Here is a 10,486-nt window from a genome sequence, read left to right as displayed (position 1 = left end):
CTTTCTTCCTCGATTCCGATGTGCGAGTGCCTGAGCTCCTCCTTGCGTCAGGTACTTCTTCTTCAGTCGAATCACTTGCCGTGTCGTTAGCCCAAGATAGGCTGCACCCTCCCCATTGGTCAAGTGCCCCTCCAATATTTTTTCAACGATTCTCACCTTGTTCCATTCGTCTTCTGTCAGTGTAATTGTCTCCTGTCCCATAGTGACATTATCTCAGAACAGTTATGGTATGACATTATCACAGACGAACAACACCGGATAAAGTTTCGGTTGACAAGCGGAAGCGGGCGCTTTTATAATCCAATGTGTAAATAGAAAAACTTACGATTTACATACGAGCGGCGCTCGGATAACGGAAGGGGACGAAAACGATGTACGAACGAAGCGACGTTTCGAAGCGGAAGCATTCGAAGGCCGGCCGGCTGGCCGCGTCGATTATAAGTATGCTGCTGCTTGCCATCGTCATGACAGGCTGCGGCAACGGGTCGAATATAAAGCTTTCCGACGGAAAAGTCAATGTCATTACGACATTTTATACGCTGTACGATTTTGCCAGCCGGATCGGAGGCGACAAGGCGAACGTGATCAATCTCGTGCCGGCCGGCGTCGAGCCGCACGATTGGTCGCCGAAAAGCCGCGATCTAAAAAACATGGCGAACGCGCAGCTGTTCGTCTATAACGGCGCCGGCTTCGAAGGCTGGGTGCACGATTTTCTCGACAGCATGAAGAAAGACTCCGGCCCGCGCATCGTCGTCGCGAGCGACGGCATCGAACTGCTGCACGGAGCCGCGCATGAAGACGACCACGGCGGCGAGACTAAGACGGGGGGCAAGGACGAGCACGGCCACGAGACCGATTCCGACGTCGATCCGCACGTCTGGGTCAGTCCGAAATCGGCGCTCACAATGGCGGAAAACATCAAAAACGGACTCGTTCAAGCGGACGGCGCCAATAAAGCGTACTACGAAGCGAATTACGAGACGCTCCGCAAGCAGCTGGCCGACCTTGACGCGAAGTTCGCGCAGTCAATCTCCAAATCGCCGAAAAAGGAAATCGTCGTTTCCCATCAGGCGTTCGGCTATTTGGCGCGGGACTACGGGCTGACGCAAATGCCGATCATGGGCTTGTCGCCGGACGCGGAGCCTACCGCGCAAGATTTGAAGCGGATCAACCAATTCGTGAAAGAGCATCAAGTGAAATATATATTTTTCGAGGAGCTCGTCTCGGATAAGATGGCGAAAACGCTGGCGAAAGACGCGGGCATCGAAACGCTCGTGCTGAACCCGCTCGAAGGGCTGACGCAGGAGCAGGCGAAAGCCGGCGACAATTACGTGACGGTTATGGACAAAAATTTGCAAAATTTATTGAAAGCTTTACAATAAAAGTACCACGACCAATTCGAACGCGAACGGAGAGCCATTCATGCAGCCATCATCCGGACCGGCGGGAGCTTATTGCCACCTGCCGGTCGTTTCTATGGAAAACGTAACGTTTCAATACGAGCATCGCAACGTTATCGAGCGGCTCGACTTCAACATCCTGCAGCGCGACTTCGTCGGCTTGATCGGCTCGAACGGCGCCGGCAAAACGACGCTGCTGCGCATGATCGTCGGGCTGCTGAAGCCGAGCGAGGGCGAAATCCGCCTGTTCGGCACGCCGCTGGCCAAGTTTCGCGACTGGGAGCGGATCGGATACGTGCCGCAAAAAAACGCGTTCAATCCGCTGTTCCCGGCGACGGTGCGCGAAGTCGTCATGTCCGGCCTGTACGGACGCAAAAAGCTGTTCAGGCGAATCGGCGCCGAAGACGCGAAAAAGTGCGACGACGCGATGCACGCGCTTCGCATCGAGGAGCTGGCTGACCGCCAAATCGGCCGTTTGTCCGGCGGCCAGCAGCAGCGGGTGTTTTTGGCGCGGGCGCTCGTCAATAATCCGGAGCTGCTCATTCTCGACGAGCCGACGGTCGGCATCGATTCGGAGACGCAGGAAAGCTTTTTCCATATGATCCGCCATATGCACCAGCGCCATAACATTACGTTTCTGATGGTTTCGCACGACATCGAGATGATGCACGCCTACCTCGGCTACGAGCCGGCGCATACGAGCGGCAAGCTGAAGTTTTACGTCAAGCATACGCACGAGCTGGAAAACTGCGCGGAAACGAATCTCGTGCACAGCCTGCGCGACCTTCGCCGAATCGACGCTCAGGAGCCGGCGGCGGCGCGTTGAGCGGACTCAAGCAACGGAAGACGGATAGGGGAGACGACGATTGGACATTTTTTCCGAATACTTTTTTCAGCGCGCGCTGATCGGCGGCATATTGATCGGCGGGATGGCTCCGCTGCTCGGCGTGTTTCTCGTGCTGCGGCGGCTGTCGATGATCGGCGATACGCTCGCTCACGTATCGATCGCGGGCGTGGCGCTCGGCTTCCTCGTCGGCGTCTATCCGCTGGCCGTCGGTCTGGTGTTCTCCATAGCCGCTTCCTTCGCGATCGAGCGGCTTCGCCGGGCGTACCGGACGTACGCGGAACTGTCGATCGCAATCATTATGTCGGGCGGCGTGGCGCTGGCGACGTTTTTGTTCACGCTCGGCAAAGGGTTCAACATGGACGTCACCAGCTATTTGTTCGGGAGCATTTATACGCTCAGCTGGACCGACCTTTGGCTCGTTTTCGGAGTGACGCTGATCGTCCTCGCCATGATGTTCGTGTTCTTCAAAGAAATGTTTCTGATCATGTTCGACGAGGATGCGGCGTCCGTCAGCGGCATTCCGCTGCGGGCGCTCAATTTGCTGCTGACGATATTGACGGCGCTCGTCATCGGCGTCGCGATCAAAATCGTCGGCGCGCTGCTCGTTTCCGCTCTGCTGACCGTACCCGTCGCATGCAGTCTGGCGGTCGCGAAAAGCTTCCGGCACTCGGTCTGGATCGCGCTGCTCTATTCGGAAATCGCCGTCGTCGGCGGGCTGGTCGCCGCGGGCGTATGGAACTGGGCGCCGGGTGCGACGGTCGTGCTCATGCTGATCGCGCTGCTGATCGGAACGCTGCTTGTGCGCCCGAGACGAACGAGCGTATAATGGGCGTATACTATCTGGAAACGGAGTGAACGGGTTGTCTCAAGTCAACGTCTGGATTGCGCTGTGGGCCGGGTTCGCTTCCTTTATTTCGCCCTGCTGCCTGCCGCTCTATCCGTCCTATTTGTCGTACATCACCGGCATTTCCGTGCAGCGGCTGAAGGAAGACCGCTCGAAGAAGGAAGTGCGGCTTGCGACGACGCTGCATACGCTGTTTTTCATACTCGGGTTTTCGATCATCTTTTATTCGCTCGGCTTCGGCGTCGGCCTGGTTGCCGATTGGTTCAACGATTACCGCGATTTGATCCGCCAGCTTTCCGCCATTCTAATTTTTATTATGGGATTGTTTTTGCTCGGCGTGTTTCAGCCGCAGTGGCTTATGCGCGAGCGCAAGCTGCAGGTGAAATCGAAGCCGGCCGGCTTTCTCGGCTCGATCGTCGTCGGCATGGGCTTCGCCGCGGGCTGGTCGCCCTGCGTGGGGCCGATATTGTCTTCGATCTTGCTGCTCGCCGCGACGGAGCCGGGCACCTGGTTTCAACTGACGACGGCGTATTCGGTCGGCTTCGCCATTCCGTTTTTCATCCTTGCGTTTTTCATCGGTTCGACGAAATGGATACTCCGCTATTCGTCGTTGATGATGAAAATCGGCGGCGGCTTGATGGTCGTCATGGCGCTGCTCCTTTACTTCGATAGGATGATCGTCATTACGATCTGGCTGCAGGAACGGACGCCGGATTGGCTGAAATTTTAACGAAAACGAAGAATCCCGCCGGATCTCGCCGATCCGGCGGGTTGTTTTTTACGTAAAATAGTCGATCGTCGCCTTCGGAAAATGGGCGAAAATGCGCTCGGTGATCCATTGCCGCAAGGCTTCCGCCTGCTCGTCGGGGTATACGTATTTGCCTTGTCCCCAGCGCCCCCATTTGTATTTGCGCTTCGCTTCGTCCATTTCCAGCTTCGTTTTCGGATAACGCTTCTGGATGACCGCTTTCGCCGTTTTCGTGAACCGGTGCTGGATCAGCTCGAACGTCAACTCGTTCGCCGCTTCCGGCGGAACGGCGTCTCCCAGCTTCGCGAGCAAATCCGAGTAGCCGTCCTCCCAGCCGTCGTACCAGACGATCGGCGCAATAACGAACCCGAGCGGGTAGCCGGCCCGCGCCACCTTGCCCGCCGCTTCGATCCGTTCGGCGAACGTGGACGTTGCCGGCTCGAAATGGCGAATGACGTAATCGGCGTTGACGCTGAACCGGAACCGCGTATGCCCGTTATGCTTCGCGTCCAGCAGCGAATCGACGTGATGGAACTTCGTGACGAAACGGAGCCGGCCGAGCGGCTGCCCGCCCATAAATTCGATCAGCTCCTTCAGCGAGCCGCTGATATGCTCGATTCCGACCGGATCGGACGTACAGGCCGCTTCGAAGCGCGTTATTTCGGGCGCCCGTTCGGCGATATATCCGCGGGCCGCTTCGAGTATGTCGTCCGTATTGACGTAAATGCGGATGTAAGGCTTCGCCCCGAGCGTCGTCTGCAGGTAGCAGTAGTGGCAGTGGCCCATGCAGCCGGTCGCGATCGGGATCGCGTATTCGGCCGAAGGCTTGGACGTATCGAATTTGAGCGTTTTACGAACTCCGACGACGAGCGTGCGTTTGGCGATTTTATATGTTTCCAGCTCGCTTTCGCCCGGCAAGCCGGTAATCCGGTTATGCGAGCCCGTTATACGGATCGGCAGTCCGAGTGAGACCGCCCAGTCATGGATCCGTTTTCCTTTCGGGTAATGAAGCGCGTCCGGCTCGAAGTAAACGAGCTCCGGCACGAATTGCAGCGTGTTTCTCGTTTTGCCCGGTCGGGCTTCCGGCTTCGTGGACATCGGAACAGCTCCTTTTTCATCGGTCTCGGCTCGTTGTAGGTTTCCCTTCTTGCCGTGCGGCAAGTCAAGCTTCGCGGGAGGCGCCGGCCCTCCGAAAACTTGCTTTGTCCGGTTGAAGGGTGTATCATTAATAAGGTTTGGCAATTCGGAACAGAGGAGGTGTCTTATGGCGGCGACACCGAGCATGGAAGACTATCTGGAAAAAATTTATAAGCTGATCGACGAAAAAGGATATGCGCGAGTGGCCGACATCGCCGAAGGGCTTGAAGTTCATCCCTCGTCCGTAACGAAGATGATCCAAAAGCTGGACAAAGACAACTATTTGATTTATGAACGATATCGCGGGCTTGTGCTGACGACCAAAGGGAAGAAGATGGGCAAGCGGCTCGTGGAACGACATCATCTGCTGGAAAGCTTTCTCCAATTGATCGGCGTTCAGGAAGAAAATATTTATAAAGACGTCGAAGGCATCGAGCATCATCTGAGCTGGGATTCGATCACGTGCATCGAGGTGCTCGTCGAGTTTTTCCAACGCAACCCGGAACGGGTCACGGAACTGATGAATATTCGCAACGAACTGGAATCGGAATAATCGGATACGAGACGCTTCGGCCGCCCATGCAGCGGTCGGGGCGTTTTTGCTTTTGTCCGGTCCTCTCCGTTTTGCATGGCATGACATACGAACAAACCGGCGGCGCATACAGTGTGGTAGGCGAAGTTCGCATCTATGCGGCGGAAGGGTGACGTACATGCTCGTGAACGGTGTGTTCGAAGGGGGAGGCGTCAAGGCGATCGCGCTTGTCGGGGCGATCAAGGCGGCCGAGGAGCAGGGCATCCGGTTTAAGCAGGTGGCGGGAACGTCGTCGGGCGCCATCGTCGCATCGCTGCTCGCGGCCGGTTATACGGCGGATGAGCTGAAACAAATCATTATGGAGACGCCGTTCACCGATTTTTTGGCGAAATCGTGGCTGCATCAAGTGCCGATCGTCGGGCCGGCGGTTCGTCTGTTCGTAAAGAAAGGACTGTACTCGGGGCAAAAGCTCGAGCGCTGGATCGAGGAAAAGCTGGCGGCGAAAGGCGTCCGCACGTTCGCCGATTTGCCGCGCGGCAAGCTGCGCATTATCGCCTCCGACATTTCGCAGGGCAAGCTGCTCGTGCTTCCGGACGATATCGCCCAATACGGCATCGACCCGGATCAGTTTACGGTCGCGAAGGCGGTGCGCATGAGCACGAGCATTCCGTACTTTTTCGATCCGGTTATTTTGCGGAAGGCGGCGAAAGTAAGGCGCAAAGGGGAAAAGTTCAGCGACCAATTCATTTATATCGTCGACGGGGGGCTGCTCAGCAATTTCCCGTTATGGATTTACGACGAAGAAAACAGCAAAATTCCGGAGAAGGATCAAATTCCGACGCTCGGCTTTCAAATGGTCGGGAAGCAGTCGGCCGAGCCGCGGGCGATCGTCGGGCCGCTCTCGATGTTTCACGCCTTGTTCGCGACGATGATGGGGGCGCATGACGAACGGTATATCGAGGAGCAGAACCGGTTCAGGACGATTAAGGTGCCTACGCTCGGCGTGCGCGTTACCGACTTCGACATCAAGCCGGAAAAAAGCATGGAGCTGTATAAAGCCGGCTACGACGCGGCCAAAGCTTATTTCAAAAAATGGTCGCATCAGGACTACATCAGCTGCTTCAATCAATTTATCCGCAAAGGCCAAAACGGCAAGCCCGCCTAGGCCGCAGCCGGCATAAGCCGCAAAAAAGCCCGGGGGACCTTTCCCTCCGGGCGTTTCGGCTTGATTGGATATTTTCAGGGTCAGTGGTACGTGTGCGGCTTTTCCGGCGGATCGTCGTCATCGCGCTTGTTGCCCTGGATGACGCGGAACGGCACGTTTTTCCGCCTGTCCTTGGCGCGTTTGGCGGAGGAAGGCGGCGCGGCTTTGCGCCTGCTCGCTTTGCGGAAGCGGTTCGGCGGATATTTCCATAGCAGAAAGACGCCTCCGAAAATGATGATCGCCACGATGAGCTCGAACGGTGTCTTCATCATCTGAATAATGATGCCGATCGCCATCAAGACGAGAATGACGATGAAAAACGGATGAAACCGCCGTTTCATGAATGCCTCCTCCTTTCGCATGTAAGCAGCGCCGCAGGACGTCGGCACGCGGCCGTTTTACGATACCGCCTGTCCGGACTTCGCCGCGCCGCGGTCGTTCAGCAATTCGTTGTCGAGCTCGAGCATCCGTTTGAACGATGCGATCGACACTTCGACCTGCGAGTCGTCCGGCTCCTTCGTCGTCAGCTTTTGCAGCCACAATCCGGGATAGCCCAGGAACCGAAGCACCGGCGTTTCCCTGACGGAGTTCGTCAGCCGCAGCACCTCGTACGACACGCCGATGACGAGCGGAAGCAGCGCGATGCGGATCAGCAGTCGGTCCCATAACGTGTCGTATTTGAAAAACGAATAGACGACCACTCCGACGATGACCGTAAAGACGATAAAGCTGCTGCCGCACCGGTAATGGAGCGTGTTGAACTTCTGCACGTTCTCGACCGTCAGCTCTTTGCCCGCCTCGTACGCGCTGATCACTTTATGCTCCGCGCCGTGATATTGGAACAGCCGCTTAATGAGGGGAGTAAGCGAAATAAAATAAATATAGCCGAGCAGGAGGACGATTTTAATGACGCCTTCCAGCAAATTGTGCAAAATGAGATTTTTAAACATGTTTTGAAAAAGCAATTGCTCGATAGCGGCGGGAACGAGCGTGAAAACGAATTTGCCGAACAAAAACGACAAAACGCCAACGACCGCGACGCCGAGCACCATCGACAAGCCGCCCAAACCGCCTTTTTTGGGAGAGTCGGTCGACGGTTCCGCTTCTTCGCCGCTTTCGTCCTCCGCGTATTTTTCCGCCGAGAAGTTCAAATGCTGCGCCCCTTTGGCGCTCGATTCGACAATCGCGACGATTCCGCGAACGAACGGAATCTTTTTGAGCCTGGACACCCATCGGATTTCTTTGCGGGGCACTTCGAAAAATTCGATCTCGTTGTTTTTGCGCCTTACGGCCGTTACGTTCACCGTCCGGCCGGCCATCATCACGCCTTCCATGACGGCTTGCCCGCCGTAGATGGGCTGCGGTTGCTGCGACACTTCGGGATCACCTTCCTTCGGTTGACTGCGAACTATGATCAAACGGCGGCTTGCCGCTTCGGAAAAGCGACCCGGTCCAAGACGAGCCCCGGGCGCCGCCGCAAAAGCGCGAAAGAAATCGCTCCAACGCCGATGAAAAAAGCTATCCTTATTGTATCGAATTATCGGGCCGAACGCCACTCGTTTAGTTTGCGGCGCGTTAACGCATACTAGCCTATAACCAGCCTGTAAATGGAGCAGAAAGGACGAAATGCCATGGAAGCGCGGGAAATCTCGCCCGATCGGACGGGAGTGTGGTCGTTTGCTTTGCAGATCGGCATTTTTGCCGGGCTCATATGGGGAGCGGTCAAGGCGGCGGCCTTCTATTTCAAATTTACGAAAGTTCCGGCCAGCTTTATGGCCAAGCCGTTTTTCGCGCCGTCGTACATGAATACGACAGCCGCTTTTTGGATGGGATGGCTTTGCTTTATTTTGTTTTCGGTCATCGCTTCCCTGCTGTACGGCGCGCTGTTTCGAAGCGTGAAGGGCCATTGGCCGGGGCTGATTTACGGCGCCGCGTGGTGGTCGCTCGTTACGCTGCTGATCGGGCCGTCGACCGGGATGATGCGCTGGATTTACCGGTACGATTGGAACACGATCGTGACGGACTTATGCTTGTTTCTCGTCTGGGGGCTGTTCATCGGTTTTTCGATCTCGTTCGAATTTACCGACGAGCGGCACCGGGAGCCGGCGGAATCGCACTGAACGAACGCGGGGCGCGTTCAAAAAAAGATTCTCAAAGCGGGGAAACTTATGGTAAAATGGCTTCTGTTCAATCTTCCGTTGACGGAGGGAAGGTCTCGTGTACAATATATTGGTTTTGCACGGCCCCAACTTGAACATGCTTGGCGTTCGGGAGCCGGGCATTTACGGGACCGTTACGCTGGCGGCGATCGAACAGAGGCTGACCGCGCTCGCCGGTACGATCGGGGTGAGCCTGGAGTTTCTCCAATCGAATCACGAAGGCGTCCTGATCGATCGGATTCACGAAGCGTTCGGCCAAAAGGACGGCATTCTGATCAATCCCGGCGCGTTCACCCATTACAGCTATGCGCTGCGCGACGCGATTTCGACGGTGAATTTGCCGGTCGTCGAGGTTCATTTGTCCAATATTCATAAACGGGAGCCGTTTCGGCACGTTTCGGTCATAGCTCCGGTCGCGGTCGGCCAAATCGCCGGGTTCGGCGCGGACAGCTACGAGCTCGGCCTGCTGGCGCTGCACCGGCATCTTGCCGCGGGGAAGGAGAAGGGTTGATGGAACATGCGAGATTGTCCCGCCTGCGGACGCTGATGCGGGAGCGCAAGCTCGAAGCGCTGTTCGTTACCGGCGCCCACAACAGACGGTATATATCGGGCTTTACCGGCTCTTCGGGGTATTTGCTGATAACGGACGAGAAAGCGTATTTGTTGACCGATTTTCGCTATACGTCGCAGGCGCCGGAGCAGGCGAAGCATTTCGAGGTGGTCGAGCATAAGCCGAAGGTGACGGAGACGTTGAAAGATCTGCTGAAGGCGTGCGGGATCGAACAGCTCGGCTTCGAGCAGCAGCACGTCACGTACGCGTCGTATGTCGCGTACGCGGCCGATCTTCAAGGCGTTCGGCTTGTCCCGACGGATTCGCTCGTCGAAGAGCTGCGCATGATCAAGGACGAATCGGAGCTGGCGGTTATGCGCGAAGCGGCCGAGCTGGCCGATCGCACGTACGCGCATGTGCTGACGACGCTCAAGCCAGGCATAACGGAAAGCGACGTCGCGCTGACGATCGAGTTTTTTATGCGCCAGCACGGCGCCGCGTCCGTCTCGTTCGAGACGATCGTCGCCTCGGGCGAGCGCTCCGCCTTGCCGCACGGGAAGGCGAGCGACCGGGTGCTGCAGGCCGGCGAATTCGTGAAGCTCGATTTCGGAGCCTATTATAAAGGGTACTGCTCCGACATTACGCGTACCGTCATGCTCGGCAAGCCGACGGCGAAGCATCGCGAAATTTACGACATCGTGCTGGAAGCGCAGCTGAACGCTTTGGCGCATATGAAGCCCGGCATGACCGGCAAAGAAGCGGACGCCCTCGCCCGCGACGTGATCAAGAAGCACGGCTACGGCGAGCGGTTCGGGCACAGCACCGGTCACGGCCTCGGCATGGAGGTTCACGAAGGCCCGCGGCTGTCGTCGCAAAGCGAGACCGTGCTCGCGCCCGGCATGACCGTCACGGTCGAGCCCGGCATTTATTTGCCCGGCTTCGGCGGCGTCCGGATCGAAGACGATGTCGTCGTGACGAACGAGGGAGTCCAAAGATTGACACAATCGACAAAAGACTTTATTATCATCGATTAGTGCATCTTTTTGCGATAGGACCAGATTAAGA

Annotated in this window: 13 protein-coding genes; 9 read left to right on the top strand and 4 right to left on the bottom strand. The window is 56.7% G+C overall.

From position 1 onward, the window contains the following. The coding region (locus PV407_RS02130) for a helix-turn-helix domain-containing protein (RefSeq protein ID WP_332088201.1) at positions 1 to 201 on the bottom strand (201 nt) is incomplete at its 3' end. Between the two features lie 170 nt (positions 202 to 371). On the opposite strand from PV407_RS02130, the gene PV407_RS02125 reads away from it, so the two are divergent. Genes PV407_RS02125 through PV407_RS02110 form a run of 4 tightly spaced genes read left to right on the top strand, consistent with a single transcriptional unit; the run spans position 372 to position 3,821 of the window. Continuing rightward, positions 372 to 1,382 carry a metal ABC transporter substrate-binding protein gene (locus PV407_RS02125; protein WP_332088199.1) on the top strand — a complete coding sequence of 337 codons (1,011 nt, stop codon included), beginning with the start codon at positions 372 to 374 and terminating at the stop codon, positions 1,380 to 1,382. A gap of 40 nt (positions 1,383 to 1,422) precedes the next feature. Then, positions 1,423 to 2,226, top strand: a complete 804-nt coding sequence (locus PV407_RS02120; RefSeq protein WP_332088198.1) for a metal ABC transporter ATP-binding protein — start codon at positions 1,423 to 1,425, stop codon at positions 2,224 to 2,226. Positions 2,227 to 2,266: 40 nt separating this feature from the next. Further along, the gene (locus tag PV407_RS02115; RefSeq protein WP_332088197.1) at positions 2,267 to 3,073 is read left to right on the top strand and encodes a metal ABC transporter permease; all 807 of its coding nucleotides are present in this window, start codon (positions 2,267 to 2,269) and stop codon (positions 3,071 to 3,073) included. A 34-nt stretch (positions 3,074 to 3,107) separates the two neighbouring features. Further along, the gene (locus PV407_RS02110) at positions 3,108 to 3,821 is read left to right on the top strand and encodes a cytochrome c biogenesis CcdA family protein (protein WP_332088196.1); all 714 of its coding nucleotides are present in this window, start codon (positions 3,108 to 3,110) and stop codon (positions 3,819 to 3,821) included. A gap of 48 nt (positions 3,822 to 3,869) precedes the next feature. On the opposite strand, the gene splB is transcribed toward PV407_RS02110, so the two are convergent. Beyond that, positions 3,870 to 4,937, bottom strand: coding sequence for a spore photoproduct lyase (splB, locus tag PV407_RS02105; protein ID WP_332088195.1), 1,068 nt, complete (start codon positions 4,935 to 4,937; stop codon positions 3,870 to 3,872). A 166-nt stretch (positions 4,938 to 5,103) separates the two neighbouring features. Between splB and mntR the strand changes: the two genes are divergently transcribed. Then, positions 5,104 to 5,529, top strand: coding sequence for a transcriptional regulator MntR (gene mntR / locus PV407_RS02100; RefSeq protein ID WP_332088194.1), 426 nt, complete (start codon positions 5,104 to 5,106; stop codon positions 5,527 to 5,529). 157 nt (positions 5,530 to 5,686) lie between these two features. Then, positions 5,687 to 6,673 carry a patatin-like phospholipase family protein gene (locus PV407_RS02095; RefSeq protein ID WP_332088193.1) on the top strand — a complete coding sequence of 329 codons (987 nt, stop codon included), beginning with the start codon at positions 5,687 to 5,689 and terminating at the stop codon, positions 6,671 to 6,673. Between the two features lie 80 nt (positions 6,674 to 6,753). Here PV407_RS02095 and PV407_RS02090 read toward each other — a convergent pair whose 3' ends face one another. Next, positions 6,754 to 7,053, bottom strand: coding sequence for a hypothetical protein (locus tag PV407_RS02090; protein ID WP_332088192.1), 300 nt, complete (start codon positions 7,051 to 7,053; stop codon positions 6,754 to 6,756). A 57-nt stretch (positions 7,054 to 7,110) separates the two neighbouring features. After that, positions 7,111 to 8,046 carry a DUF1385 domain-containing protein gene (locus PV407_RS02085; protein WP_332088213.1) on the bottom strand — a complete coding sequence of 312 codons (936 nt, stop codon included), beginning with the start codon at positions 8,044 to 8,046 and terminating at the stop codon, positions 7,111 to 7,113. Positions 8,047 to 8,343: 297 nt separating this feature from the next. Between PV407_RS02085 and PV407_RS02080 the strand changes: the two genes are divergently transcribed. The 3 genes from PV407_RS02080 (at position 8,344) to PV407_RS02070 (ending at position 10,455) form a co-directional block, all read left to right on the top strand. Continuing rightward, positions 8,344 to 8,832, top strand: coding sequence for a YqhR family membrane protein (locus PV407_RS02080; protein WP_332088191.1), 489 nt, complete (start codon positions 8,344 to 8,346; stop codon positions 8,830 to 8,832). A gap of 97 nt (positions 8,833 to 8,929) precedes the next feature. Next, positions 8,930 to 9,382, top strand: a complete 453-nt coding sequence (aroQ, locus tag PV407_RS02075) for a type II 3-dehydroquinate dehydratase (RefSeq protein ID WP_332088190.1) — start codon at positions 8,930 to 8,932, stop codon at positions 9,380 to 9,382. Next, positions 9,382 to 10,455, top strand: coding sequence for a M24 family metallopeptidase (locus PV407_RS02070; protein WP_332088189.1), 1,074 nt, complete (start codon positions 9,382 to 9,384; stop codon positions 10,453 to 10,455). Before aroQ ends, PV407_RS02070 begins: the two co-directional genes overlap by 1 nt. Positions 10,456 to 10,486 lie beyond the last annotated feature (31 nt).

It is taken from the genome of Paenibacillus sp. GYB003 (assembly GCF_036577625.1).
Lineage (GTDB): Bacteria > Bacillota > Bacilli > Paenibacillales > NBRC-103111 > Paenibacillus_AB.
Note: the sequence above shows the minus strand (reverse complement) of the source record. Positions and strands in the feature narration are given on the sequence as shown.